Source organism: Thermobifida fusca YX (assembly GCF_000012405.1).
Taxonomy (GTDB): domain Bacteria; phylum Actinomycetota; class Actinomycetes; order Streptosporangiales; family Streptosporangiaceae; genus Thermobifida; species Thermobifida fusca.
Genome location: NC_007333.1, coordinates 3,565,757 through 3,592,500 on the forward strand (window position 1 = coordinate 3,565,757; position 26,744 = coordinate 3,592,500).

24 protein-coding genes, 2 tRNA genes and 2 rRNA genes (1 of these 28 cut by a window edge) are annotated in these 26,744 nt (G+C 65.9%); 14 read left to right on the forward strand and 14 right to left on the reverse strand.

Annotation, left to right across the window (positions count from 1 at the left end; translation table 11 throughout):
* Nucleotides 1–139: 139 nt before the first annotated feature.
* The 3 genes from pdhA to TFU_RS15190 are packed head-to-tail and all read left to right on the forward strand — an operon-like array spanning nt 140 to nt 3,559.
* Nucleotides 140–1,237 carry a pyruvate dehydrogenase (acetyl-transferring) E1 component subunit alpha gene (gene pdhA / locus TFU_RS15180; protein ID WP_011293466.1) on the forward strand — a complete coding sequence of 366 codons (1,098 nt, stop codon included), beginning with the start codon at nt 140–142 and terminating at the stop codon, nt 1,235–1,237.
* Between the two features lie 20 nt (nt 1,238–1,257).
* Entirely contained in the window at nt 1,258–2,253 is a 996-nt protein-coding gene (locus TFU_RS15185) for an alpha-ketoacid dehydrogenase subunit beta (protein ID WP_011293467.1), read from the forward strand.
* A 10-nt stretch (nt 2,254–2,263) separates the two neighbouring features.
* A complete protein-coding gene (locus TFU_RS15190; RefSeq protein WP_011293468.1) occupies nt 2,264–3,559 on the forward strand; it encodes a dihydrolipoamide acetyltransferase family protein in 1,296 nt (431 codons plus the stop codon).
* 184 nt (nt 3,560–3,743) lie between these two features.
* Here the strand turns inward: TFU_RS15190 and TFU_RS15195 are convergent, their stop codons facing one another.
* The 6 genes from TFU_RS15195 to TFU_RS15220 all read right to left on the reverse strand — a co-directional run bounded on the left by TFU_RS15195 (nt 3,744) and on the right by TFU_RS15220 (nt 8,580).
* Entirely contained in the window at nt 3,744–4,523 is a 780-nt protein-coding gene (locus tag TFU_RS15195; protein WP_011293469.1) for a hypothetical protein, read from the reverse strand.
* A gap of 416 nt (nt 4,524–4,939) precedes the next feature.
* Nucleotides 4,940–5,887: a prephenate dehydratase gene (pheA, locus tag TFU_RS15200; protein WP_011293470.1), complete on the reverse strand. Its 948-nt coding sequence runs from the start codon at nt 5,885–5,887 to the stop codon at nt 4,940–4,942.
* Between the two features lie 10 nt (nt 5,888–5,897).
* Nucleotides 5,898–6,701 (reverse strand): glycosyltransferase family 2 protein, encoded by an 804-nt coding sequence (locus TFU_RS15205; protein ID WP_011293471.1) that lies wholly within the window; start codon nt 6,699–6,701, stop codon nt 5,898–5,900.
* A gap of 13 nt (nt 6,702–6,714) precedes the next feature.
* Entirely contained in the window at nt 6,715–7,053 is a 339-nt protein-coding gene (locus TFU_RS15210) for an STAS domain-containing protein (RefSeq protein ID WP_370492689.1), read from the reverse strand.
* Between the two features lie 126 nt (nt 7,054–7,179).
* A complete protein-coding gene (locus tag TFU_RS15215) occupies nt 7,180–7,662 on the reverse strand; it encodes an ATP-binding protein (RefSeq protein ID WP_011293473.1) in 483 nt (160 codons plus the stop codon).
* Nucleotides 7,663–8,247: 585 nt separating this feature from the next.
* A complete protein-coding gene (locus TFU_RS15220; RefSeq protein WP_011293475.1) occupies nt 8,248–8,580 on the reverse strand; it encodes a rhodanese-like domain-containing protein in 333 nt (110 codons plus the stop codon).
* Nucleotides 8,581–8,660: 80 nt separating this feature from the next.
* Here TFU_RS15220 and TFU_RS15225 point away from each other — a divergent pair, with 80 nt between their 5' ends.
* Nucleotides 8,661–9,119, forward strand: a complete 459-nt coding sequence (locus tag TFU_RS15225; RefSeq protein WP_011293476.1) for an SSI family serine proteinase inhibitor — start codon at nt 8,661–8,663, stop codon at nt 9,117–9,119.
* A 43-nt stretch (nt 9,120–9,162) separates the two neighbouring features.
* Here the strand turns inward: TFU_RS15225 and TFU_RS15230 are convergent.
* Nucleotides 9,163–9,245, reverse strand: a tRNA-Leu gene (locus tag TFU_RS15230).
* Nucleotides 9,246–9,470: 225 nt separating this feature from the next.
* Between TFU_RS15230 and TFU_RS15235 the strand changes: the two genes are divergently transcribed.
* The 8 genes from TFU_RS15235 to TFU_RS15270 all read left to right on the forward strand — a co-directional run bounded on the left by TFU_RS15235 (nt 9,471) and on the right by TFU_RS15270 (nt 19,021).
* On the forward strand, nt 9,471–10,232 hold the full coding sequence (locus TFU_RS15235) for an FhaA domain-containing protein (protein ID WP_011293477.1): 762 nt from the start codon (nt 9,471–9,473) through the stop codon (nt 10,230–10,232).
* A gap of 253 nt (nt 10,233–10,485) precedes the next feature.
* On the forward strand, nt 10,486–10,965 hold the full coding sequence (locus TFU_RS15240; RefSeq protein WP_011293478.1) for an FHA domain-containing protein FhaB/FipA: 480 nt from the start codon (nt 10,486–10,488) through the stop codon (nt 10,963–10,965).
* Nucleotides 10,962–12,386: a Stp1/IreP family PP2C-type Ser/Thr phosphatase gene (locus tag TFU_RS15245; RefSeq protein ID WP_011293479.1), complete on the forward strand. Its 1,425-nt coding sequence runs from the start codon at nt 10,962–10,964 to the stop codon at nt 12,384–12,386. Before TFU_RS15240 ends, TFU_RS15245 begins: the two co-directional genes overlap by 4 nt.
* Nucleotides 12,383–13,825, forward strand: coding sequence for an FtsW/RodA/SpoVE family cell cycle protein (locus TFU_RS15250; RefSeq protein WP_011293480.1), 1,443 nt, complete (start codon nt 12,383–12,385; stop codon nt 13,823–13,825). The genes TFU_RS15245 and TFU_RS15250 overlap by 4 nt, the downstream gene beginning before the upstream one ends.
* Nucleotides 13,822–15,270 carry a peptidoglycan D,D-transpeptidase FtsI family protein gene (locus tag TFU_RS15255; protein WP_011293481.1) on the forward strand — a complete coding sequence of 483 codons (1,449 nt, stop codon included), beginning with the start codon at nt 13,822–13,824 and terminating at the stop codon, nt 15,268–15,270. Before TFU_RS15250 ends, TFU_RS15255 begins: the two co-directional genes overlap by 4 nt.
* Nucleotides 15,263–16,762: a serine/threonine-protein kinase gene (locus TFU_RS15260; protein ID WP_011293482.1), complete on the forward strand. Its 1,500-nt coding sequence runs from the start codon at nt 15,263–15,265 to the stop codon at nt 16,760–16,762. The genes TFU_RS15255 and TFU_RS15260 overlap by 8 nt, the downstream gene beginning before the upstream one ends.
* Before the next feature lie 44 nt (nt 16,763–16,806).
* The gene (gene pknB, locus TFU_RS15265; protein WP_011293483.1) at nt 16,807–18,603 is read left to right on the forward strand and encodes a Stk1 family PASTA domain-containing Ser/Thr kinase; all 1,797 of its coding nucleotides are present in this window, start codon (nt 16,807–16,809) and stop codon (nt 18,601–18,603) included.
* 160 nt (nt 18,604–18,763) lie between these two features.
* Nucleotides 18,764–19,021, forward strand: a complete 258-nt coding sequence (locus TFU_RS15270; protein WP_038042970.1) for a cell division protein CrgA — start codon at nt 18,764–18,766, stop codon at nt 19,019–19,021.
* A gap of 198 nt (nt 19,022–19,219) precedes the next feature.
* On the opposite strand, the gene TFU_RS15275 is transcribed toward TFU_RS15270, so the two are convergent.
* Nucleotides 19,220–19,936 carry a rhomboid family intramembrane serine protease gene (locus tag TFU_RS15275; protein ID WP_338010685.1) on the reverse strand — a complete coding sequence of 239 codons (717 nt, stop codon included), beginning with the start codon at nt 19,934–19,936 and terminating at the stop codon, nt 19,220–19,222.
* 190 nt (nt 19,937–20,126) lie between these two features.
* Nucleotides 20,127–20,651: a peptidylprolyl isomerase gene (locus TFU_RS15280; RefSeq protein ID WP_011293486.1), complete on the reverse strand. Its 525-nt coding sequence runs from the start codon at nt 20,649–20,651 to the stop codon at nt 20,127–20,129.
* Nucleotides 20,652–20,914: 263 nt separating this feature from the next.
* Here TFU_RS15280 and TFU_RS15285 point away from each other — a divergent pair, with 263 nt between their 5' ends.
* Nucleotides 20,915–21,478, forward strand: a complete 564-nt coding sequence (locus tag TFU_RS15285) for a hypothetical protein (protein ID WP_011293487.1) — start codon at nt 20,915–20,917, stop codon at nt 21,476–21,478.
* Between the two features lie 68 nt (nt 21,479–21,546).
* Here the strand turns inward: TFU_RS15285 and TFU_RS15290 are convergent, their stop codons facing one another.
* The 3 genes from TFU_RS15290 to TFU_RS16390 form a co-directional block, all read right to left on the reverse strand.
* Entirely contained in the window at nt 21,547–22,167 is a 621-nt protein-coding gene (locus tag TFU_RS15290; protein WP_227480952.1) for a DUF1707 and DUF4870 domain-containing protein, read from the reverse strand.
* Between the two features lie 569 nt (nt 22,168–22,736).
* A tRNA-Ala gene (locus TFU_RS15295) sits at nt 22,737–22,809 on the reverse strand.
* Nucleotides 22,810–22,950: 141 nt separating this feature from the next.
* Nucleotides 22,951–23,073: a DLW-39 family protein gene (locus TFU_RS16390; RefSeq protein WP_218016133.1), complete on the reverse strand. Its 123-nt coding sequence runs from the start codon at nt 23,071–23,073 to the stop codon at nt 22,951–22,953.
* 903 nt (nt 23,074–23,976) lie between these two features.
* Here TFU_RS16390 and TFU_RS15300 point away from each other — a divergent pair.
* On the forward strand, nt 23,977–24,285 hold the full coding sequence (locus TFU_RS15300) for a hypothetical protein (protein WP_011293491.1): 309 nt from the start codon (nt 23,977–23,979) through the stop codon (nt 24,283–24,285).
* A gap of 670 nt (nt 24,286–24,955) precedes the next feature.
* Here the strand turns inward: TFU_RS15300 and rrf are convergent.
* Nucleotides 24,956–25,071, reverse strand: a 5S ribosomal RNA gene (rrf, locus tag TFU_RS15310).
* Nucleotides 25,072–25,169: 98 nt separating this feature from the next.
* Nucleotides 25,170–26,744: ribosomal RNA gene (locus tag TFU_RS15315) — 23S ribosomal RNA — on the reverse strand; it runs 1,530 nt beyond the window's last position.

Genomic DNA, 26,744 nt, shown 5'->3' on the forward strand with positions numbered 1-26,744 from the left:
GAACCCAGCCACACCGCGCACCACCGTTGAGCCCGGTGGGTAGCGCACCGGTCGTACCGCGCTCCGTCCGCGGCACGACCCCGGCCCGTGAAGGGTCAACACCAGACACGGGTCCTTTCACACACAGAAAGGCAGCGACATGGCTGACACGGCCAAGCCGAAGGCGACCGGCAAGACCGGTTCTCGCCGCCGCGCGGCCCGTAATAACGCCGACTCTCACTTCAACGGTGAGAAGCCCGAAGTACTCCTCGACTACTACCGGCAGATGCTGCTGATCCGCCGCTTCGAGGAGCGTGCCGCGCAGGCCTACACCCAGGCGCGTATCGGTGGCTACTGCCACCTCAACCTCGGTGAAGAAGCCACCATCGTCGGTCTCATGGAGGCGCTCCAGGAGCGCGACTACCTCTTCACCAACTACCGGGAACACGGCTACGCCATCGCCAAAGGCACCCATCCGCGGGAAGTGATGGCAGAGCTCTACGGCCGCTCCACCGGCGTCTCCAAGGGCTGGGGCGGCTCCATGCACCTGTTCGACGCCCGAACCCGCCTCCTGGGCGGCTACGGCATCGTCGGCGGCCAACTGCCGCTCGCCGTCGGCGCTGCCCTCGCCATCACCTACCGGGGCAGCGACGAAGTCGTCATGTGCCAGATGGGCGACGGCACCACCAACATCGGCGCGTTCCACGAGTCGCTGAACATCGCCAGCCTGTGGAACCTGCCGGTGATCTTCGTGGTGATCAACAACTTCACCGGTATGGGCACGCCGGTCGAGCGCTCCTCGGCAGAGCCCGAACTGTACAAGCGCGGCTCCGCTTACCGGATTGAAGGGGTGCGCGTCGACGGCCGGGACGTCCTCGCCGTCCGCGACACCGCCACCACACTGGTGGAGCGGGCCCGCAGCGAACACCGCCCCTTCCTGCTGGAAGCCTTCAGCTACCGGATGAAAGGCCACTCCGTGGTGGACCCGGCCAAGTACCGCACCAAGGAGGAGGCGGAGGAGGCCCTCGCCAACGATCCGATCGCCATGTTCGAAGAACGCCTGACCGAGGCGGGCATTCTCACCGACGAGATCAAAAAGGAGATCGCCGAATCGGTGAAAGCCGAGGTCGCCGACGCCGCCGATTTCGCGGAGAACAGCCCGCACCCCGAGGTGTCCACGCTGTTCGACTACACCTACGCCACCCCGGTGGCCAACGAGTCGCGCCGGATGCCCGCCGACCCGGTGTTCGCCGAGTAGACAAGGAGCGACTCCGCACCATGCCCGTCATCACCTACCGTCAGGCCCTGCGCGACACCCTGCGTGCCGAGATGCACCGCGACGAAAACGTCTTCCTCATGGGTGAGGAGATCGGCGTTTTCGAGGGCTCCTACAAGATCACTGAAGGCCTCCTCAAAGAGTTCGGGGAGCGGCGCGTCCGCGACACCCCCATCGCCGAGGAGGGGTTCGTCGGTGCAGCCGTCGGCGCAGCCATGCTCGGCCTGCGCCCGGTCGTCGAAATCATGACGATCAACTTCTCCCTGCTCGCCCTGGACCAGATCGTCAACCATGCCGCGAAGATCTACGGCATGTTCGGCGGCCAGAACAGTGTGCCGATGGTGATCCGCACCCCGGGCGGCGGCGGCCAGCAGCTCGGCGCCACCCACTCGCAGAACGTCGAGCTGTACTACGCGTTCGTGCCCGGGCTGAAAGTCGTGGCGCCCAGCACGCCCGCTGACGCCGCAGCCCTGCTGCGTGCCGCGATCCGCGACGACGACCCGGTGCTCTTCCTGGAGAACCTCGGCCTGTACAACACGAAGGGCGAAGTCCCCGACGAAGAAGTCGTCGGCGAAATCGGCCGGGCCGCCGTCGTCCGTGAAGGCACCGACATCACCCTCGTCGGCTACTCCCGGATGGCCATGATCGCCACTCAGGTGGCGGACCGACTCGCTGAAGAGGGAATCAGTGTCGAGGTCGTTGACCTGCGCTCCCTGCGTCCGCTAGACCGGGAGACGATCGTGAACTCGGTGAAGAAGACCGGGTGTGCGGTCGTTGCCGAAGACGACTGGTTGACCTATGGGATCGGCGCGGAAATCGCCGCATCCATTCAAGAAGGCGCATTCGACTACCTCGACGCTCCGGTGCGCCGGGTGGCGATGGCCGAAGTGCCCTTGCCGTACGCCAAGCCGTTGGAGAACGCCGCACTGCCGTCAGCGGAGTCGGTCACGACCGTGATCTACGAAACCCTGAGAGCCGTCGGCCGGAGAGTCGGTTAAGGAACCACAGATGTCTGAAATCTACATGCCGCGCCTCTCCGACACCATGGAGGAAGGCGTCATCAGCTCCTGGGTGAAGCAGGTCGGTGACAAGGTCTCCGTGGGCGACGTGCTGGTGGAGATCGAGACCGACAAAGCCGTCATGGAGTACGAAGCCTACGAAGACGGCTACCTGGTCCAGCAGACGGTCCGCGAAGGCGAAACCGTGCCGATCGGCGCGGTCATCGGGGTGATCGCCGACAGCCCGGACGCTGTCCCTGCCGCCCCGGAGGGCGGGGAGGGCGCCGAGCAGAAGGCGGAGGAGCCGCAGCAGCCCGCGCCCGCCGCCCAGGAGGCCAAGGAAGAGCAGCCCACGGTCCCGGCCCCGGCCGCCCCGGCAGAGCAGGGAGGCAAACCGCGTCCGCTCTCCTCGCCGCTGGCCCGCCGCCTGGCCCGCGAATACGGTCTCGACATCACCAAAATCCAAGGGTCGGGCCCCAAAGGCCGGGTGGTGCGCGCCGACGTGGAAGCCGCAGCCCAGCAGAAGCGGGAGCAGGAGGCTGCTGCACCGCAGCCCGCTGCCGCCAAGGCACCCGCCCCTGCCGCGGCCCCGCCGCAGCCGGAGTTCGAGGACCTGCGTGCCTCCGAAGAGGTTCCGGTCACCAACATCCGCCGGGTGATCGCCCGCCGGCTGACCCAGGCCAAGCAGGAGATCCCCCACTTCTACCTGCGCCGCCGGATCGACGCCGAAGCGCTCAGAGAGTTCCGGGCGCAGATCAACGAGCAGCTCGCCCCGACCGGGGTGAAGGTCAGCGTCAACGACCTGATCGTCAAAGCCGTAGCCACCGTGCTGCGCGACCACCCGGAGGTGAACTCCTCGTGGGTGGACGACAAGCTGCTGCGGCACAAGCGGATCAACGTGGGCATCGCGGTGGCTGTGGACACCGGCCTGGTGGTCCCGGTGCTGCACGACGCCGACACCCTGGCGCTGTCGGAGGTCGCCCGGCGCTCCCGCGCCCTGGTGGAGAAGGCCCGCGACGGCAAGCTGAGCCCGCAGGACATGAGCGGCGGCACGTTCAGCGTCAGCAACCTGGGCATGTTCGGTGTGGAGAGCTTCTCCGCGGTGATCAACCCGCCGGAGGCGGCGATCCTCGCCGTGGGTGCGATGCAGCAGGAGCCGGTGGTGCGCGACGGGGAGATCGTGGCCCGGCACACCATCGCGCTGGAACTCTCGGTGGACCACCGCGCGGTCGACGGCGCGGTCGGCGCCGCCTTCCTCAAGGACCTGGCCGAAGTGCTGGAGTCCCCGATGCGGATCGTGCTGTAGCCCGTATCCCGTGCAGAGCCCGCCCTGCCTTCCGCGGGGCGGGCTCTGCCGCGTGTTCCGGAGCCCACCCGGCCCTGCCTGTGCTTCGCGGTACGGCGGAGGGCCCCGCCTGCCAGCACCCTCCCCCATGTCAGGACCGGCAGACGGGGCCTCGCCGTTCACCACCCCAACGAGGTCGCGCTGTCTACGGGGTGGTGAACACTTGGTGGGGCTGGAAGATGCAGATGTTGGTCTCGCTCTGCACGTTGGAGTCGGTGATCTCCACAAAGTAGGCGTAGGTGGTGTCGGGCTTCAGTTCCGCGGCCACGGTGACGCTGTCCCGGTTGAGGCCCGCGGTCGCGTCTCCGCGGAGCTTCTGGAAGAAGATGTTGTCCCACCAGGTCAGGTTCTGCGTGTCGAACTCTCGCGCGGAACCGCCCTCCGCGAGCCGGTAGATGTAGTAGGCGTCGCGGCCAGCCAGCTCTTTGAGGGTGCGCCACGAGCACACCAGGTCGGTCAGCGCGGTCCCTTCCGGCAGCCGCTGGCGGCCCGAAGGCGCAAAAGAGTTCAGGATCTGCTGCCGGTGTTCCCGGTAAGCGGGGACGAGCGCGTCGGTGGACTCCTGCCGCTGCATGCGGGACCGGCGGTCCACGGTGCCGTCCTTGCCCGTGACCTCGATGGTGTACTCGCCTTCCGGCAGGAAACCGGTGGCGAGGTTGACCATGTACCAGTAGTAGTCGAGGGTCCGGTCGTAGATGTAGCCGTTCTTGTTGTCCGGGGTGAACCGCTGATTGGCGAACTCTACACGGTAGCCGTCGGGACCGTAGGCGACGATGCTGTCGATCAGCTCGGGCGTGGGCGCACCCTTGGTGGGATAGAACGAGACCAGGAACTTGTGCTGTTCGCGGGGCAGGGGCGAACCGTCAAAGTCCCAGTAGACATTGCAGGCCATGATGTCGAAGATCCGGACGGTGCTCTCGGCCATGGTTCGCGCTCCCTCATCGTGATCGGCTGCGTGGTAACGCCGATCCGGTGCTGCTTCCTCTTCCAGCCTGAACCGAACACCGCCTCACGCCTATCGGTAAGATGACCAGTTCTCGCGCGCCCGTCGCCTGGCCAGCAAGAACTCAGGGCAGGCATCCGTGCCCGCCGGGCGCGGCGCTCCCCGGGCACCCGACAGGCCCCGCTGCAAGGAACCAGCAGGCACATCCGGGTGAGTCCCGCCGCCGGCCGCCGACAGTCCGCGGACCGGCACGCACCGTCACCGCAGGAAAAATGCGGCAAGCACAGCGCAGCCCCGGGGCGTTGATGATGAGACCGCAGTGGCGCGCCCGCCGACGGTGTTCCCCGCCGAACCGGTTCTCCCCACCCGGGCAGGCCCGGCCGCACCCGGCCTGGGTGTCAGTCGACCTGTCCCGCGCGGATGCGGGCCAGCCACCGCTCTGCCTCGTGGAAGTCGTCGTCCGTAGTGCTGACCCGGGCCCGCGGCCGCCTCTGCTGCATGCCTGCGTCCGAACGCGGATAGCTGCCCAGGAACCGCACGTCCCGGCAGATGCGCCGCAGCCCCATGAGCGCCTCGCCGATCCGGGCCTCCGCCACGTGGCCTTCCGCGTCCATGAAGAAGCAGTACGTGCCCAGCCCGTCCCCGGTAGGCCGCGATTCCAGGCGGGTCAGGTTGACGTCGCGGACCGCGAACTGGGTGAGCAGCTCCACGAGCGCCCCCGGATGGTCGTGGGGCAGGAACGCCACCAGCGAGGTGCGGTCAGCCCCGGTGGGCTCGGGCAGCGGCCCCGGCCTGCTGAGGTAGATGAACCGGGTAGCGGCGTCGGCGCGGTCCCCGATCCCTTCCGCCAGAGGCACCAGCCCGTACCGCTCTCCCGCGATCCGCGCGCAGATCGCCGCGTCATAGGGGGACGCGGGATCGGACACGGACTGGGCTGCCGCGGCGGTGGAGGAGACCACGTACGACTCGGTGTTGGGCAGGTTCTCCGCCAGCCATCCCCGGCACTGGGCCAGTGCGTGCGAGTGGGTGGCGACCCGTTTCACGTCGTGGAGCGTGGTCCCAGGGCGGGCGAACAGCGTGAACTCCACCGGCACGGTGATCTCCGCGGTGATGAGCAGCGGTTCACCGTTGACGAGTTCCGCTGTGGTGGCGCTCACCCCGCCCTCCACAGAGTTCTCCAGCGGGACCACCCCGCCCTCGACCTCACCGCTGCGTACCGCCGCGAACACCATGTCCACGCCGTTGCACGGCACAAACTCCGCGGATGGCGTCTCCGGTTTGAGTGCGCGCAACGCAGCCTCGGTGAACGTGCCTTCAGGGCCGAGGTAGGCATAGCGGTTCGACATGTACAGCAGGCTACTCCGCTCGTTGGACCTGTTCGTTCGCTATCCGCCCTAGAAGATCGGCCCGCGCTCTCCGCGCCCGTACGCCGCGCAGCTCCCGCACTGCGAGAGCGCGGGCCACGTCGACGAACTGGCGGGCCCGGTGCAATTGGGAGCGGAGATCGGTGCCGGTGGCACGGTGCTCCATCGGCACTTCCACTTCCACCACCCGGAACCCGCGGCTTAGCAAGTCGATCGTCAACCCGGTCTCCACCCCGAACCCCGGGGCGAGCGGGCTGGCCGCGTCGAAAGCACGCCGGGTCATACAGCGCTGCCCGTTGAGCGGCTGCTCCATCTCCCGCCCCGTGGCGCGCCGGATACCTTCGCGGGCCAGTCGGACGACCATGCCGTGCCCGCCGAGCCGCAGCCGGGTGGCCGGGAACCGCGCGATCGTCATGTCCGCTTCCCCCGCGCAGACCGGTTCGATCAGAGCCGCGGCCGCGCCAGCGGTCTCCCCAAGGTCGGCGTCCACGAACAGCAGGTGCCGGGGGGCCACGTCAGCGCCGGACCGCCGCTCGTCCGCTTCATAGCCGCGGACCCCTTCCGCACCGGTCTCCATGGCCGCGCCTTTGCCCCTGTTTCGGGCATGCCGGAACACGCGGGCCCCCGCGGCACGGGCCACGGCCGCTGTCTCGTCGCGGGACCCGTCGTCCACGACCACGACCAGGTCCACGTGGGGCAAGGCGCGCACCGCCCGCACTGTGGCGCCGATCCGCTCCTGCTCGTTCCTGGCAGGGATGACGGCGGCGACCCGGCCCGGTCCCCTGGTAGATGCCATGGCTGCTCTCCGGCTAGGTGGCGACTCCCGTAGCAGTCGCCACGAAAGTGTCGACGGACTCGTGGATGGTGAAGACCTCGTCCAGACCGGTAATCTGCAGAATCCTGCGGACTGCGGGTCGGGGAGCTGCGAGTTCAAGGTCGCCGTTGTTTCCGCGTGCCTGTTTGAGCGCCGCTAGGAGCACCCCCAGGCCGGTGGAGTCGCAGAATTCCACCTCGCCCAGGTCGACCACGGTCTTCCCACCGGACACCACCGCGTCGGCGAGTTCCCCCCGGAGCACCGGCGCGGTGTACAGGTCAATCTCCCCACAAACGGATACTATTACGTGATCTAGACGATACTTCTTTGAGATCTTCAGCTCCACAGGGCTGACTGTAGCGACCGGAGGCCGACCTCGGCCAGCGCCCGAACGGTGTTTCGCCCTACCGTTTCCTTCCCGTGCGTTTTCCGCGCTGACCGGCGCAAACACGGTGAAGCGTCATGCCGAGGAGGCACGCGGCAGTTCTGCAACGGCTTCCGTCACCGCGATCACTGGAATGTCGATCATCGCCCACACCGTGGTGGTGTTCGCATCCAGCTCCGTGCCCCACTTCGCGGAGATCTGCTGCACAATGCCCAAACCGCGGCCGCCCCGGGCCGAAACCGACGGCCCCGCTACCCGCGGCAGGGTCTCCCCGCCCCCGTCGCTCACCGCGATCTCCACCCAGTGGCCGCCGTCCTCCTGGCTCTCCTGGTCCTCGGCACACACCAAGCGCCACGCCACCCGGACCCGGTTCGGCGGGTACGGCGGGGGGAGCGGGCTCGCATGCCGCAGCGCGTTGACCAGCAGTTCAGTGAGGACAAGTGCAGCATCGCCCACGAGCGACCGAGCAATCCCCGCAGCACGGAGGTCAGCGCACAGGTATCGGCGCGCAACGGCGACGCTCGACAACGCATATGGCAACAGTACGGCCCGCGACACGTCCCCACTCCTCAGTTCTCCGAAGGCCCGCCCGCCGCCCTGCTCTCCCGGGGCAGCGACCCTACCCGTCTCCTGGTTGTGCTGGTTCTCGGCTGATCAGCGCGCGACGCCGTCCCTGAATACCACCAGGTGCGGGATGCCCGGTTCGGCTTTCCAGGAAACCCGCGTGCCCGTGGCGGTATCCCCCCCGCGGTCCTCGACGGCCGAATTGATGTCCGCACCCCCAGCCAGGTTTTTCTACTCTCCCATCCGAGACGCCCGTAGGGTCGGAAACGCACTGTAATGTGAATCTCATCTGCGTTTCTCCTGGTCGACGGGCATACGAGGCTTTTGTCCGCGACTGCGGCGGCTCTGCCGCCGCCCGGAGACACCGCGGGCCGCCTACAGGCCCGCCCCACCGTGGGAAGACCAGAACAGAAAATCGCCGCGACACCAAGACGACAGCCGCGGACACGCCCTCCAGCCGGGCACAGGCCGGCGTGCCGTGCCCGCAGCACTCCTCGCCTGCGGGCGATCCCGTCTCCCTTCCGACAGCAGGAAAGGGCCGCCGCAGCGGCCCCCACGCTGAGCGCTCGTGCAGCCCGCCTAGAGCACGACCGGAGGCTCTCCCGTCTCACTCACCATGGGACGCCGCGCCAGCGCCCAGGCGCTCATCCCCCCAGCGACGTTCGCGGCCCGCCACCCTGCCTCGTTGAGGGCCTGGACGGCACGTGCGGAGCGTCCACCGACCCGGCACAGGACATACACCTGGGTGTCCTTGGGAATCTCCGCGGCGCGCTCCGCCAGTTGCCCCAGCGGAATGTGGACGGCGTTAGGCGCGTGCCCTGCCCGCCACTCGTCCTCCTCGCGCACGTCGAGCAGGTAGCCGTTCTCCGGAACCGCGCTCACCTCGACCACCGGAATGCTGACACCGGACACCTAGACCCCTCTCCGCACTGAGAAGATCACGATCAGTAGCAAACGGAAACCCTATCCCGTTCGTACGCGTTTGACAGAGTATGCGCCGTCTCGTTACCGCCGCCGTGGGAATCCCGGTCACCGCTGTCTGCATCCTGCTCTGCGGCTGCAGCCCCGCCACCGACACCTCGCCGCCCGCCACCACACCCGGCGTCTCCCCGCAGCCACAGACCGAACTGACCATCGAACGCTTCTCCGCCGTCGAGGACAGCCCCACGCCCCGCGCCGAGCCCTCGCCAGACGCGTGGACGCTCACCTGTGGACCAGCCGGCGGCACCCACCCCGACCCTGCAGCAGCCTGCGCCGCCCTCGACCGCGCCGGCACCGACGTGTTCGAACCGGTTCCCGCCGACCAGCCCTGCATCCTCGTCTACGGGGGCCCGGAAACCGCCACCGTGCGAGGACGCATCGACCACACGGACGTCAACGCCGAGTTCTCCCGCACCAACGGCTGCGAAATCGCCCGATGGGAGCAACTCGCCCCGCTCCTCGACCCGTAGCCGTCGGAAAAGAACAAGGCCCCGGCACTGCCGGGGCCGCTTGTGGGCGGGGAGGGATTTGAACCCTCACATCCTCTCGGACACACGGACCTGAACCGTGCGCGTCTACCGTTCCGCCACCCGCCCGAGTGGCATTTCATTGCCATTGTATCCGCCGTTGACAGTGCCCTGACCCTGCGGGTTCGGGATCCCTGTCCGCGGTGTGCCTCAAGGCTAGCACGGTCTCAGAGGAGTCCGTGCATCTTTTCTCCTTCACCGGTCACTTGGTAACGACTCCGTCCAGTGAAGCAAAAGAGGCCTTAGCCCGGTTACGATCATCTCATCGGGACGTGGAGTCAAGGGAGGTACCTCGTGGGAGTGCTTCAACGCTTCGAGCGCCGGCTCGAAGGGATGATCGAAGGCACCTTCGCGCGAGCCTTCAAGTCGGAGCTCCAGCCCGTCGAGGTCGCCAGCAACGTGCAACGCGAGATGGACGAACGCGCCGCGATCGTCGCTCAAGGCCGCACCCTGGTCCCTAACGACTTCGTCGTGGAACTCTCCGCCTCCGACAGGGAGCGCCTCGCCGTCTACGCCGACAACCTCGGCCAGGAACTCTCCAAACTCGCCCGCGAGTATGCAACCGAACAAGGCTACTCGTTCGTTGGTCCCGTGCGGGTGAGATTCGAGACGGCCGACGACCTCCAAACCGGTCGCTTCCGGGTTCGCTCCGCGGTGATCCGCGGAGACACTGTCAAGGACGGCGAAATCATCAAACCGGTCACCGACCATCCCCGCCGCGGTAGCGTGATTCCAGGACGTCCCCGACTGCTGCTGTCGCCCGGCGGCGCAGCAGCCGACGGCTCCCTCACCGCTCAGGGAGCCCAGCAGGCCTACGAGCTCACCTCCGAGGTGACGCTCCTGGGTCGGGGTACCGACTGCGACCTGCGCCTGGTGGACAACGGGGTCTCACGCCACCACGCCGAGATCCGGCTGGAAGGAAACGAGGCCATCCTGGTGGACCTGAACTCCACCAACGGGACGTTCGTCAACGGCCAGCAGGTCCAACGGGCCCGCCTCGTGGACGGCAGCCGGATCAGCCTCGGCAGAACCACCATGACCTTCCGGCGGGACTAAACAACTGAACGGAACCGAGACCCGCAACGTTACGCGACGGAGCGGGTCTTCCTCCATAGCTACACCCGTGAGAATGACCTATCCCCCGACCGAGACTTTATTCCGAATACCGCTTCAATCGGGCACAATAACCGGGTCCAATGGGTTCACCTGGCTTCCGAGGCGGTAGACACGGTTCAACGCGACAGCATGCGCTGGCGGAGCCATCACCGCTGACCCAGCCGGAGCACGACAGGGGCTGAAGAGCACTGCAATGTCCGAGTTGACTCTCTTGTTGATCAAGCTCGCGTTCCTCGCGGTGCTGTGGCTGTTCATCATCATGGCGGTGGGAGTGATCCGCACCGACCTGTTCGGCCCGGCCACCAGCAAGAAACGCAGCTCCGCCCGCGGCCGAGAGGCCGGACGCCCCAGGCCTGCCCGCCCTGCACGCAGGCGACGCAACGAACCTCGCTCCCTCGTGATCGTCAAAGGCCCCCTCGCCGGGACGAGTATCGACCTCACCTCCCAGCCGATTATCATCGGCCGCGCCAAAGACTCCACGCTCGTCATCAACGATGACTACGCCTCAGGTCGCCACGCCCGGCTCTTCCCCGACAACGGCCGCTGGATCGTCGAGGACCTCGGTTCAACGAACGGCACCTACCTCGGCCAGTCCCGCCTGACCCGTCCCCAGCCCGTCTCCATCGGACAGCCCATTCGCATCGGCAAGACCGTTCTGGAACTACGCAAATGACTATCGCACTTCGCTACGCGGCGTACTCCGACGTCGGCTGCCTGCGAGAGGGCAACGAAGACTCCGGTTACGCGGGCCCCAACCTGCTGGTCGTGGCTGACGGGATGGGAGGTCACGCGGGCGGCGAAATCGCCAGCTCCCTGGCCGTGCACTCGCTGATGCCTCTCGACGAGGACATCCCCAGCGGCGAGATGGTCAAAGCCCTCCAGGAAGCTGTCGCGGCAGCAAACGAGGCACTGGCCCGCAAGGTCATCGAAGAGCCCCACCTCGAAAACATGGGCACCACCCTGACCGCCATGCTGTGGTCAGGCTCCCGCATGGTCCTCGTTCACGTGGGCGACTCCCGCGCCTACCAGCTCCGCAACAACGAGCTCAAACAGATCACCAGCGACCACACCCTCGTGCAGACCCTGGTCGACGAAGGCAAGATCACCGAGGACGAGGTCGCCACCCACCCCCAACGCTCCCTCCTCCTCCGCGCCATCCAAGGCCAAGGCCGCGTCGACCCGGACGTCTCCGTGTGGAAAGCCGAAGTCGGCGACCGCTACCTCCTCTGCTCCGACGGCCTGTCGGGTGTGGTGAGCAAAGAAACAATCCACGAAACCCTCGCCAGCGCTCCCACCCCCGCAGATGCGGCGTCCCGCCTCATCGAACTCGCCCGCCGCGGCGGCGGACCCGACAACATCACCGCGGTCGTCGCCGACGTCATCGACACCGCCATCGACCCGGTGGGGCCCACCGCTACCCCCACCGTGGTTGGCGCGGCAAGCCAACGCCGCGAACCCTTCTTCACCCCCTCTGACACCCCTGCGGGACGCGCCCAGGAACTCGCCCGCGCCACCACCGCCAACGCTGGCGACACCGCCGAAATGGAGCGCATCCCCCCCTACGAACCGGAGGAAGACGACTTCGAACCGCCCCGCACCCGCCGCTGGTGGCCGATGGTGGTCACTTTCCTCATCATCGTGGCCGTCGTGGCCGGCGTGGGCTTCTACTTCGGCCGCCAATTCCTCCTCAGCCAGTACTTCGTGGGGGCGAGCCCCGACGGCGAAGTCGCCATCTACCAAGGCATCAACACCGACATCGCGGGCTATAGCCTGGCTACTGAACTGCAGCGCACCGGCATCCCCCTCGACGGGCTCCCCGTCACCGAACGCGAGTCGGTTGAGCGCAGTATCACCGTCGACAGCCTCAGCGAGGCCGAAGAGCGGGTCGCTGCCCTACGGGAGACCTTCGAAAACTGCCAGCGTGACCCTGCCTCCTGCGGCCTCGACGACGCCGACGACGACCCCCAGCCGCCGGTCACCCCCAGCCGGGGCACGACGACGGACACACCAGCAGGAGGACCCTCCGCCCCCACCCCCGCCACCGACGCGGAGCAGCGGGCGAACGACGCGCAGGGCAATGGAGGCCAGCAATGAGCGAGGCACTGTCGGCCGCGCTGCCGCCGGTCAAACGGCGCAACGCCGAACTGGTCATGCTGCTGTTCGCGATCGGCATCACGCTGTTCGCGCTCATTGAAGCCAGCCTGACCCGCAACGGTGAAATGCCGCCGAACCTCTTCCTGTACGGCGGGCTGTTCGGCGGGCTGGCGCTGCTCGCGCACGTCTTCATCCGGTTCTTCGCCCCCTACGCCGACCCGCTGCTGCTCCCGCTGGCCACCCTGCTCAACGGACTGGGCATCGCCATGCTGTGGCGCCTGTTCGAAGCCACGGGCGACACTTCGCGAGGCAGCGCGATGGACCAGTTGATCCTCACCGCTGCCAGCCTGGTCGTCTTCGCGGCGATCGTGTACTTCCTCAAAGAACCCCGCGTCCTGCAGCGCTACCCCTACATCACGGCGCTCACCGCGGTGTTCCTGCTCCTGCTCCCCCTCATCCCCGGCCTGGGCATGACCATCAACGGTGCCCGCCAGTGGATCAACCTGGGGATCACCAGCCTCCAGCCGTCCGAGTTCGCCAAGATCGCGCTGGTCATCTTCCTCTCCGGCTACATGGTCACCAAGCGCGACGTGCTCTCACTGGTCAGCAAGCCGCTGAAAATCGGCCGGGTCAAAGTGCTCGACCTGCCCCGGATGCGCGACACGGCGCCGATGGCAGTCATGTGGGGCTTCTGCATCATCGTCCTGGTCATCCTCATGAACGACCTGGGCACCTCGCTGCTGCTGTTCGGCACCTTCCTCGCCATGATCTACGTGGCCACGCAGCGCTCCTCGTGGATCATCCTGGGCCTGACCGCGTTCTTCGGGGCCTGCGTCATGCTGTACCCGCTGGTCCCCCACTTCCGCACCCGCGTGGTCACCTGGCTGGACGCCTTCAACCCCGAAGTGTTCTGCACCGACGAGGTCATCGCCAACAACGCCGACGCTTTCTGCGTGCAAGCCGGGCAGAACAGCCAGCAGCTCGTCCAAGGCCTGTTCGCCATGGGAGAGGGCGGCATCCTGGGCGCCGGACTCGGCGGCGGCAAGCCCGGCCACGTCCCCGAAGTGCAGAACGACTTCATCTTCAGCGCCTTCGGCGAGGAGCTCGGGCTCACCGGTCTCATGGTGATGCTGCTGGCGCTGGCCCTGCTCGCCCAGCGCGGCATGCGCATCGCCCTCGCCTCCCGAGAGCTGTTCGTCAAAATGTTCGCCTCGGGCATCTCCTTCCTCATCGCTTTCCAGAGCTTCGTGGTCATCGGCGGCGTCACCCGCGTCATCCCGATGACCGGTGCCACCATCCCCTTCGTGGCCAAGGGTGGTTCAGCCCTGCTGTCTAGCTGGATCATGCTCGCCCTACTGGTCCGGATGAGCAACAACGCCCGCAAACCGGCCCCCGTGGCCATCCAGGACGAGGGTGCGACCCAGGTGATCTCCCGATGAACAAGCCCATTCGCAGACTCGCGGTGTTCTCCCTGGCCTTGTTCGGGGTGCTGCTGCTGAACACCACCTGGATCCAGGCGTTCCAAGCCGATTGGCTCCGCGAGCACGAGTTCAACCGGCGCGACGTCGCCGAACGGACCTCCCTGCCGCGCGGCCCAATCGTGGTGGGCAACGAACAGATCGCCACCTCCACCTACAACGAGGACGGGGAGTACTACCAGCGCGAGTACCCTGAAGGGGAGCTGTACGCGCACCCGGTGGGCGTGTTCAACCCGATGGGGAACTTCGGTATCGAACAGACCCACAACTCCTACCTCGACGGTTCCGACGAAAGCCTCATGGTCCGCAACTTCCTGGACATGCTGACCGGAACCGAGCCCCAGGGTGCTTCCGTCGTCCTCACCCTCAACCCGGACGCCCAGCGGGCAGCCCTGGAAGGGCTGAAGGCGTACGCCACCAACGGCCGGGGAGCAGCCGTCGCCCTCGACCCGAAGACCGGCGCGGTGCTGGCCGCGGCCTCCATCCCCACCTACGACCCGAACTCGGTCGCTGACCTGAGCGACGTCAACACCTCGGTGGAGAACTGGAACAAGCTGGCCGACGACAAGAACCAGCCCCTGCTCAACCGGGCCTTCAACGAGCTCTACCCGCCCGGCTCCACGTTCAAGATCGTCACCGCCGCCACGGCCCTGGAAAACGGCCACACCATCGAATCCACTATTGACGCGCCCGCGTCGATCCAGATCGGCGGCAGCCAGCTCCCGAACGCGTTCAGCGGCCCGTGCAACGGCGGGGCACCCGACTCGATCGCGCACTCGATCGAGATCTCCTGCAACACCTCGATGGCGAACTGGGCCATCGAACTGGGCGCTGAAGCCCTGCACGAGCAGGCCACCGCTTTCGGGTTCAACTCCGGCCCGATGGACATCCCCGTCCGGGTGACGGAAAGCTCCGCACCGCTGGAGCCCGACGACAACCTGCGCGCCCAGATGGGCATCGGGCAAGGCCAGTTGCAGGCCACCCCGCTGCAGATGGCGATGGTCGCAGCCGCGGTGGCCAACGACGGCACCCTCATGCAGCCCTACCTCGTCCAAGAGATTCTCGGACCGGACATGTCCGAGATCGAGTCCACCACCCCCAAGGTGCTCAGCGAAGCAATCAGCGCCAACACTGCCGAACAGCTCACCCAGGCCATGATCCTGGTCACTGAAGGAGACGAAGGCAGTGGCAAAACCGCGGCGATCCCCGGTATCCAAGTAGCGGGGAAAACCGGTACCGCTGAGGTCGGCGACGGCGACACCCACAACTGGTTCATCTCCTTCGCTCCCGCTGACGACCCCCAGGTCGCGGTGGCGGTCGTCATCGAGCGCGGTAACGCCAGCGGTGGCACTCTGGCGGCTCCGGTAGCCAAAGCGATCATGGAAGCAGTGATCAACGGTGAGTGAGACCCCTGAGCGCGGACTTGGTTCACGGGCCGGGGTGGTACTGGTCGACCGGTACCGCCTCGACGAGCGCATCGGCGTGGGCGGCATGGGCGAAGTGTGGCGGGCCACCGACATACTGCTCAGCCGCCCCGTGGCAGTGAAGCTCCTGCACCTTGCCCAGGTCAGTGACCCGGTCTCACAACAGCGCTTCCGCACCGAAGCGCAGATCACTGCGGCGCTGTCGCACCCGAACATCGCCCAGGTCTACGACTACGGCGAACAGGACGGCTTCTCCTTCCTGGTCATGGAGCTGATCACGGGGGAGTCGCTGTCCGCCATCATCAAACGCAACCCAGGCCTCGACCCCGACATCACCCTGGACGTGGTGGACCAAGCCGCCCAGGCGCTGTCCGCCGCCCACGCCAACGGGGTCATCCACCGCGACATCAAACCGGGCAACCTGCTGGTGACCGAAGACGGCACGGTGAAGCTCACCGACTTCGGTATTGCCCGCGGCAACGAGTCAGTGACCCTCACCCAGACCGGCATGGTGATGGGCACTGCCCAGTACATCTCCCCGGAGCAGGTATCGGGAAAACCCGCCAGTCCGCTGTCGGACATCTACGCGCTGGGCATCGTCGCCTACGAGTGCCTGGCGGGCCACCCGCCCTTCACCGCGGACACTCCGCTGGCGCTGGCACTCGCCCACTCCCGGGAGCCTCCCCCGCCCCTGCCGGACAGCGTGCCGCCCGCGGTGCGGGAACTAGTGGAGTGCATGCTGGCCAAAGACCCGCAGGAGCGCCCCTCGTCTGCTGCCGAAGTATCCCAGTGGGCCCAGCGGCTCCGCGCCGCACTCAACGGAGGAGACGCCACCGAGGCGCTAGGACTGGTGTCGGCCACGGCGGCCACCGCAGTGGTCCCCGCCCAGCCCGGCCCTCCTACCGGGGACAGCACCCCCGTTGACGGCCCGCATTCGGGCGCTCAAGCTCAGACGTGGCCTCCCCCGCAAGGCAAGGACTCGGATAGAGTTGCCGAGAGATCTGCAGCACCGAACAGCCGCCTGAACCTACCCGTCGTGTTCGCTCTGATCGCAACCGTCGGAGCTGTCGCGGTGGGGATCTTCCTGGTCGGGCTGCTGGGGAAGGAACCTGGTACCAATGGGACTCCAACCAGTCATCGGTCGGTCGTCCCGACACTCTCTCGATCCCCCGACACAACAGAGAACATAACGACCGACTCGCAGACCCCTGTCCCAGACAATCCCGGCGGTCAGCTTCCCCCGCTCAACGACGAGCCGGAGGAGAGCTACTCGCCGGCCCCGCACCCAGAACCAACGACGCCTCCACAGTCCGAGTACCCCTCCCCACCCGGGGACGGCGCCGACTCCACACCCGATCCCGGGGAGGAACCCGGTGGCCCTTCGGACGAGGACGACGCGGATGGCGGCGGTGCGGCACCGGGCGGTCCCACCGGAGGCACCGGTGAGGAGTCGCGAGGCTCCACGCCGCCCTGACGGCCGCTCAGGTCCTTTCACGACTGTGAGGAACAGTTCACGACATGTCTCAGCCACGGCTCCTTGGTGGCCGCTACCAACTTGAGGCCCCCGTTGGGCGGGGTGGCATGGCCGAGGTCTTCCGTGCCCGTGACCTCCGTCTCGACCGGCTGGTGGCCGTCAAGACCCTGCGCTCAGACCTCGCCCGGGACCCCACCTTCCAGGCCCGCTTCCGCAGGGAGGCGCAATCCGCTGCCTCTCTGAACCACCCGTCGATCATCGCTGTGTACGACACCGGCGAGGACGTGATCGACGGCGTACCCATCCCGTACATCGTCATGGAGTACGTGGACGGGCGCACCCTCAAGGAGCTGCTCGAGGACAACCGGCGTCTGCTGCCCGAGCGGACGCTGGAGATCACCGACGGCATCCTCCGAGCCCTGGCGGCGGCCCATGCCCGAGGCATCGTGCACCGCGACATCAAACCGGCCAACGTCATGCTGACCCGGCAGGCCGAGGTCAAGGTCATGGACTTCGGCATCGCCCGGGCCATGAACGACGCCCAGGCCACGATGACGCAGACCTCACAGGTCATCGGCACCGCCCAGTACCTCTCCCCGGAGCAGGCACGCGGTGAGCGCGTCGACGTCCGCAGCGACATCTACTCCACCGGCTGCGTGCTGTACGAGCTGCTGACCGGCCGTCCGCCGTTCGTGGGCGACTCTCCGGTGTCTATCGCCTACCAGCACGTGCGGGAGGAGCCGATCCCGCCGACGGAGCTGGACCCGGAGATCCCGGAGTGGATCGAAGCGATCGTGCTGCGCGCAATGGCCAAGGACCGCGAGCAGCGCTACCAGACTGCGGAGGAGATGCGCGCCGACATCCAGCGCGGCCTCCAAGGCATGCCGACCGCGGCCAGCACGATGGCGCTCTCCGCGGCGAACGACGGGGCGACGACCGCGCTTCCCCCCACCCGGGACGACGGCTACGACGATTACGACGACTACCCGTACGACGACGAGGACCGTCGCCGCGGCAGCGGAAACAAGGTGCTGTGGGTGCTTTTGGGGACCGCAGTGCTGGCGGCCGCCGCGTTCCTCGGCTGGCTGCTGTTCAACCCGGGTACCGACAACATCACGATCCCCAACGTGGCGGGCATGTCGGTGGAGGAGGCCACCGAGACGCTGCAGGAGAAAGGCTTCGAGAACATCGAAGTCGCCGACGAGCCGACCCCGAGCAACGAGATTGAAGAGGGAAAGGTGGTCGGCACCGACCCGGAGATCGGGGAGACAGTCCCGCCGGACACGGAGATCACCATTCTCATCTCCGGTGGACCGGAGATGATTGAAATGCCTGACCTGGTGGGGATGAGCCAGGCGGACGCGCTCGGGGAGATCAACCGGGCCGGCCTGGCACGCGGCGAGATCACCCACCAAGAGTCTGACGAGCCGCAAGGCACCGTGCTGTCCACCGACCCCAAGGCGGGGACCGAGGTGGAGCCGGGGACCAAGGTCAACCTGGTGGTCGCCAAGGCCAGCACCAAGGTCGAGGTGCCGAGCCTCGCCGGCATGAACGAGGACCAGGCCCGGGAACGGCTCGCCGAGCTGGGTCTGACCCTCGAGGCGCAGACCCAGGAGACCAGCGACGCGACCCCGGGGACCGCGATCGCCCAGTCTCCGCAGGCGGGCACCAAGGTGGAGCGCGGCACCACGGTCACGGTGACCTTCGCCAAGGAACCGCAGCGACCGGAGCCGCCGACCCCGCCGGATCCGGGCTCGCCGGGCGACGAGACTCCCTTCCCACCGTTCCCGCCGGATATGGAGGAATGGAACCCGTTCAGCAGGCGCGGTGAGGGAGACTGACCACTGACGCCGGGGGGCCGTACGATCCGCGGATCGTACGGCCCCCACCAGCGTCGATAACGGTCCGTCGTGAGAAGTATTCGCCCGCACGTCCGGTTGTGCCGTAGACTGCGTACCGTCTCGGAGTATCTTTCGATCACCTGTATTTGGAGCAGCGACCGTGCCCAAGTCTCGCGTTCGCAAGAAGAAGGCTGTTTACACGCCACCCCCGACGGCTCCCCAGCCGAAGATCGGCGGGCGCTGGGTGCTCCCGGTCATGCTGACGTTCTTCGTCCTGGGCATCCTGTGGATCGGGACCTACTACATCATCGGCAACTTCATCCCGGTCTCGTTCCTGGAGAAGCAGCCCAACTGGAACCTGGCTATCGGGTTCAGCGGCATCATCATGGCGCTGATCGTCTCCACACGCTGGCGTTGATTGTCCACAGGACATAAGTGGCGCTGTTTTCCCAGCTCAGCAGGGATATTGTGAGCTTTATCCACAACTTATTCACAAGGTTATCCACAGAGTTATCCACAGGCTGGTTCCAGCGCCACCACACGGATTTCCCGGCAGCACAGCCGGCATAGCAGGCCACACCGTCGCAAAGACGAACCCCAGCCGGCGGCCCGCGCCTCACCCCAGCGACGCGATCGGTGCCACCGCTATCGCGACGCCCAGCAGCACCAGGTAGGCCACGGTGACCCCTCCGTGCCAGAGCGCGCGCTGCCACGGCTTGCTCTCCCTGCCCGCCTTCGGCGGAAGGTAGGCATACCCCAAGCCCAGCAGCAGACCGCTCACGAGACCGCCGATGTGCGCGGTCCAGGAAATCCCCGGCACCAGGAAGGTGATCAACAGGTTGGCGACAAGCAGGCCCAGGATGAACCGGGTGTCCAACCTGAGCCGCTTACCGAACACGAAGACCGCGCCGAACAGTCCGAAGATCGCCCCAGACGCCCCCACCGACATCACTGTCGGCTGCACCAGCAGTCCAAGCACCGACCCGCCGAGGGCGCTCACTCCCCACAGTGCCGCGTAACGCAGGTGGCCGAGCCACCGCTCCAACTGCGGCCCCAGCACGTACAGCGCGAACCCGTTGAACGCCAAGTGCATGAGGCCGCCGTGCAGGAACACCCCGGTGAGCAGGCGGTACCACTGGTGCCACGCCAGGACCGCCCCGCCCCACATCCCGAACTCGTAGACGAGCGGATCAGCGGTGGTGCCGAGCCGGACGAGACCGCCCGAGGACACGACCTGGGCCGCGAACACTGCACCGATCAGCCCCAGCAGCGCCCAGGTCACATAGGGCTTGGCGATGATCCTGCCCCCGAAGACGGTGCGCGCCTCTCGCACACTCCGGTTCCCCTCAGCGACGCATTCCACGCACTGGAACCCGACCGAGTCCTCCCGCATGCAGTCCGGGCAGATGTACCGGTTGCACCGGCGGCACCGGACATAGGTCTCGCGCCCTGGGTGTCGGTAGCAGACCGGGACCGCCTGGGACGTCGGTTCAGAACTGGGAGAGGCGCTCATACCGCTTCGCCTACCTACGTTCGATCGTGACGGACTCGAGGACGACCGGCTCCAAAGGCTTGTCCATCTGGTCGGTGGCGACCTCGGAGATCGCCACAGCCACCTCACTGCCTTCGACAACCTCACCGAAGATCGTGTGACGGCCGTTGAGCCAGTCGGTGGGCGTCACAGTGATGAAGAACTGGGAGCCGTTGCTGTTCGGGCCGGCGTTCGCCATCGCCAGCAGGTAAGGGCGGTCGAACTTCAACGACGGGTGGATCTCATCGTTGAACTTGTATCCGGGGCCACCGCGTCCATTACCCAGCGGGTCGCCGCCCTGGATCATGAAGTCCTTGATGACCCGGTGAAACACCGTGCCGTCGTAGAGCTTGCTCGTCGTCGGCCGTCCCGTGCGGGGGTCCACCCACTGTTTGGTTCCCTCGGCGAGCCCGACGAAGTTCGCCACCGTCTCCGGCGCCTTGTCGGGGAAGAGCCTGACGACAATCGTGCCCTTGGTGGTGTTCAGCCGAGCGAAGAGCTCCTTGGTGTCGGACACCCGAATACCTTTCCGTTGCGGATGCTTACCCCTGACACGTTACCGCCCGTTCAGCTCCCCCATTACTGCCCCGTCCGGTCCGCCAGCGGAAAAAGAGACTTCAGACACGACCTTCAACACGTGATTGGCCACGATCAACCACGTATGTTGAGATAACACCCCGATAACGGGCGAGTCGAAAGCTTCGGGACTGACGTCTCAGGTATAGAACGTCCTGCTCGGGGGGAGGGCACCGAGCAGCCTGCGAACCAAAGGAGGACCACGTGTCGATCGTGTTGCAGCGTGGACAGACCAAGAAGGGAGCCGAGGAGGCCCTGAGCCGTCTACAGGAGGTAGCCCGGGAGCAGGCAGAACGGTTTGCCCCCTACGCCGCGCAAGCCAAAGAGGCCGCAGTCCAGCGCATTGAACAGGCCCGAGGGTGGACCGCTCCCCGGCTCCATAGCGCGGCCCAGCGCGTGGAGGACACCGTGGCTCCCCGCGTCGCCGAACTGCTGAGCACCGCCGCGCAGAAAGTGGACCCTGCCCCCGCCCCTCCGCGCCGTAAGCTGCCGCGCGCGCTCGTCTACGTCGGTGCCGGAGTCCTCGGCCTCGCCGCCGTGTACGCCGTGCTGCGGCTGCGCCAGGCCGCCCAGGACGCCGAGTGGCACGCCTACCTGGAGAACGCCCGGGAGCAGGTGCGTCAGACCCGCCAGCAGCTCGCTGCGCGAGCCCGCCAGACCCGTGGAAAGCTCTGGGACAGCCCCGAAGCCGCTGAGACCGCAGCACCCCCCGAGGCTGCGGCCACCGGGTCCACCTCGAGCGAGTTGAACAGCCAGATCAAACAGTAACCACCGTCCCTGTGTCGTCCACGAACGCTGGGCCCCGCACGATGCGGGGCCCAGCGTTCGTACTGCCTTCACTGAAGCGGCGGCGTTTCTGGGGGGCGGGGATGCTCTTTGACGATGTCGATGGTGAGCGGATACTTCCAGTTGCTTCCGATCAGCGAGGCCACCCCACCGACCAGCGGGAGGAAGACCCACCCCAGGAACAAGAAAAGGTAGATGGGGATCGTGACGAGCAGGAAGATAGCGAACGGCGCCAGCACGGTGGCGATGAGCAAGTTCAGGTGGTAGTTGAGCGCTCGGATCGCCTGGGTACGCGCGTACGGGGAGCCGTTTTTGACCAGCATCACGATCAGCGGGCCCAGGACGGGGAGGAAGTACCCCGACAGGTGACCGCCTGCCGCCCAGAGACGCTCCTCCTTCGTCGGTTCCCCTTGCTGCACGGGGTGCGGGACTGCCGCTGAAGCGGGGGTAAGAGACAGGTCGGCGACCAGCGGCTGCAAGTCTCCCCGGGTTTTCGCTTTCATCGCCCGGCTCAACCGCTCGTCGAGCTCCTCCTCGTCGAGCTGTCCTTCCGCGTACGCATCCCGGAGCATTTCCGCGATGCGGTCACGTTCCGCATGGGTAACGCGCATCTGGGACGGCGGGACGGGGCGTCCCCCATAAGAGGGGATTGGAGGTGTCGGATTGCTCACGGCCACGTTCACTCCCTGCCGCGCTCTATGGGTGTCCTCTGGCTGTTCTTCCGCTGCGTGAAGTCTGTGTGTCTCTTTCTATCGTTCAGGGGATGCGGCACTCTGCGCCAGCGGGATTTCCCTGAAAATCCCCTGATACGCACTTCTGTCACCGGCGGCTCATCAGAAGTATCGCCTGTGGCCAACAGACGCACGCCCTCAAGGAAACGTTCCACGCGACGCCGCGGGTTCCGCACCGGGTCTTCGTCACAGGCGAGGACGAGCAGCCGCCTATCCCCGCTGTGCCGTTGGCGGCCGCGACTCGTCCCAGCGGGCAGGGGAGGACTGCTGCCCCGCGAAGACCCCGCGGATGGGCGGTGTCCACTCCCTTAGACGCTTGGAGCCGGCTCGGTGAGAGAGGAAGACCGCATACCCCCTGTAGGAGCACGTGGCTTGGCCAAGGCCGTGAAACGGGCAGAGGAGCGGCGCTGCTGGGCCTCACGCGCCCCTTGAGGGCACTGTGCCGAGGCCTAGACATGCGAAACGGAGACCTCCGGGGAGGTCTCCGTCCCAGTTCTGATCTGCTGCTGTGGAGCCAAGGGGAGTCGAACCCCTGACCTCCGGTATGCAAAACCGGCGCTCTGCCAGCTGAGCTATGGCCCCTCGGCACATACTCATTGTCGCATGTTTCTACAACAACGATTGAAGAGCATACCGCTCTTTCGCCTCGGGTGGGCAACCGGTGGTCCAACAACCGGAGGACAGCGCCAGGGTTCTGTCGGTGGAGTCCGGTGATGTCTCCGCTCAGCTCTCGTTAGCCGCCGTGGCCTCGGTCCAGAGGTCCAGCTCGGCGCGGTCAGCCTGGATCTTGCGGTAGATGGCGAACGCTCCGAGGGCCACCAGCACCAGGACGAGGATCTTCTTCACGTTCACGGTGAGGACCCCTTTACTTTCTTGTGGGATGTTGAGAACGAGACTTCACGCACAGCCCTAGGCCAGGCTGATGAGTCACAGCCGACAGGTCGGTCCCCGTCCACGGGTCCGCCAAACCGGGCCTAAGGCGTCTTTACAGCGCTTTATGGGTTGCTCTTCAGCAGCCTAGCAACCTCACAGCACTGTCACCTTGAATAGCGTACGGTGACGCGCCTGCCGCCACTCCTTGATTTTTTCATTATCGTCTTCGAAAGCCGGTAAACGAGACCGGGATTGCGACCGTCCCCTGGCCACACTAGGACACCAAATACCGGTTGACTCACATCTGGCTGCCGTGTCCTCCGGCTTTCCTCCCCGTCCATCACGGGATGCCCTGGTGTGCGGGCAGCCTGCCCCACGACGCAGCACAGCGGCGCTGCTCCGGCAGGAGTCGGAGTGCGGCCCGACGTCGTACTCGGCGAGCACCGGGCTCGCCTCCCCTGCTGTCCAGGCGTGGCTTCACGAGGGTTTCGGAGCCTCAGGCCTGTTCAAGCACCCGGCACGCTTCGGGAAGGCGCTCGTGGCCGACTCTGCCGGCCTGAGGCATGCCGCGTCCAGCCCCGCGGGCAAATCCTGAGACTTCCAGCGGTACACCGGCGGTTCCAAGCAGTGAAGCTGCAGGAAGGCTGCGCGGTTTTCCCCGGGAAATCACGCAAACTCTGACGCGATAAACCGGAATCGCTACGGTGAGCTACAGGCAATGCGTTCCCAGAAATATTCATCTTTGTGTCAGGGAACGTATTGGTTATGCTCGCCACTCTCTCCTTAGGGAGAAAGCGATGATTTCGATCTGAAGACCGCGTACGATGCGGTTGAGTCAGGAGGACATCGAAGCTTCCGTCCACTCATAGGAAACCGATGAATTACCCCATTGATGACGTCGAGCAGGTGATTGAGGCGACGGAGAGGGAGTTCCCCCCGTCTACGCGCTCCAGGCTGATTGCGAAGCTCCGCAAGGGGATTCACCTCGACGACGCCGCACGCGAATTGGGCACGACTCCACAACGCGTGTTCGCCGCGGCACGTGTCCTCCGCGAGTTCGGGGACCAACTCGACGCCACTCTCATGGCGGAACGTGACCCTGCTCTGCCGCACGGTACCGTCACCGGCTACAACAAGCGGTGCCGTTGCCCCGAGTGCCGTGCCGCCATCCAACGGCGGATGTGACCCTGCTTGAGCCCGTATTCGCAGGTCAGACCAGTAAATCCCGAGAATGAGGTGAGATGTCCTAGAACGTCGCTCAGTTCTTTTTATTTTCTCAGCCAGACACATGCTTATTGATCTTGCATTCGGGGAACCGCGTCATCATGAACGAGCATGTGGACTGGGCTGCGATGAGCGATGAAGAGTTCATAGCGCTGGTGCGCCAGTTGCTCGAGGTGCCTGCGGGGGTGGATTCCGAAGAGGATTGACACCCCTTTCTTGGTTTGTGGTCGGTTCTTTTCCCGGGTCGCATCCATCGAAACGTTCCCCATAGAGACATGAGCGCCAGTTAGGGTGGCCCGTCTCTCGTTGAGGCCTGCGATTCCGGTTGGGGGGCAGACCGGTGGTTCGGGGATTCTCCACCGAGCTGGCTCGGAGACACTCGACAACCACCAGGCGTCCTGAACGCCGGCCTGGTCGAGCGTGGCGGCGGAACGGGAACAGATCCGTCCGCATGCGCAGGTTGACCTGTTGAGCCCTCGTCGCCCCAGTTTTCTTCCCAGGGGCCTGTGGCCGTGCAGCGACGGCGGAACTCCTGCCTCGTCCTGCAAGCCGAATTCTGTAGGTCCAGTATTTGTTTTAACGCAGAGAAAAGTGGGGGTGGAACGGTTGTTCCACCCCCACTCACACATGTGTACGGCGGTGTCCTACTCTCCCACCCCACCACAGGGCAGTACCATCGGCGCTGGGCGGCTTAACGACCGGGTTCGGAATGGGACCGGGTGGACCCCGCCCGCTATGACCGCCGTAACCCTCACACCCCCACCAACCACAACCCACAGGCTCTAGGTCATGGGGGAAACCTTCACGCGTGTGTGTTCGTGTGTGCGAGCTGTCCTGTATCTGTGGTGGACAAGCCCTCGGCCGATTAGTACCGGTCAGCTCCACCCCTCACAGGGCTTCCACATCCGGCCTATCAACCCCATCATCTCTAGGGGGCCTTACCCACTCAACGGTGGCAGGAGACCTCATCTTGAAGCAGGCTTCCCGCTTAGATGCTTTCAGCGGTTATCCCTTCCGAACGTAGCCAACCAGCCATGCTCCTGGCGGAACAACTGGCACACCAGAGGTTCGTCCGTCCCGGTCCTCTCGTACTAGGGACAGCCCTTCTCAAGTCTCCAACGCGCGCAGCGGATAGGGACCGAACTGTCTCACGACGTTCTAAACCCAGCTCGCGTGCCGCTTTAATGGGCGAACAGCCCAACCCTTGGGACCGACTCCAGCCCCAGGATGCGACGAGCCGACATCGAGGTGCCAAACCATCCCGTCGATACGGACTCTTGGGGAAGATCAGCCTGTTATCCCCGGGGTACCTTTTAGCCGTTGAGCGACGCCGCTTCCACACGCCGACGCCGGATCACTAGTCCCTGCTTTCGCACCTGCTCGACACGTCCGTCTCACAGTCAAGCTCCCTTATGCACTTACACTCACCACCTGATTGCCAACCAGGCTGAGGGAACCTTTGGGCGCCTCCGTTACCCTTTAGGAGGCAACCGCCCCAGTTAAACTACCCACCAGACACTGTCCCTGAACCGGATCACGGTCCCAGGTTAGATGCCCGAAACAGCCAGAGTGGTATTTCACCAACGCCTCCACCCGAACTAGCGTCCAGGCTTCACAGGCTCCCACCTATCCTACACAAGCCATCCCAAACACCAATGTCAAGCTGTAGTAAAGGTCCCGGGGTCTTTCCGTCCTGCTGCGCGAAACGAGCATCTTTACTCGTAGTGCAATTTCGCCGGGCCCGTGGTTGAGACAGCGGGGAAGTCGTTACGCCATTCGTGCAGGTCGGAACTTACCCGACAAGGAATTTCGCTACCTTAGGATGGTTATAGTTACCACCGCCGTTTACCGGCGCTTAGATTCCCAGCGTCGACACCCAAAAGGCATCTAACCGGTCCTCTTAACGTTCCGGCACCGGGCAGGCGTCAGTCCGTATACCGCGTCTTACGACTTCGCACGGACCTGTGTTTTTAGTAAACAGTCGCTTCCCCCTGGCCTCTGCGACCCCACACAGCTCCAGACGCACGGTCCTTCACCGCACAGGGCTCCCCTTCTCCCAAAGTTACGGGGACAATTTGCCGAGTTCCTTAACCACGGTTCACCCGAACGCCTCGGTATTCTCTACCTGACCACCTGCGTCGGTTTAGGGTACGGGCCGTCCACACACTCGCTAGAGGCTTTTCTCGGCAGTACGGGATCACTCACTTCGGCTCAACGCCTCGACATCACGCCTCACCCACAACAGAGCACGGATTTGCCTATGCTCCGGGCTACACGCTTGACCCGGGACAACCACCGCCCGGTAGAGCTACCCCCCTGCGTCACCCCATCACTTACCTACTACTCCCTTGGACCCCACACCAACACCACCCCCACCCACAAAGGACAGGAGCAGCGCCAGTCTGGTTAGCATCAGAAGC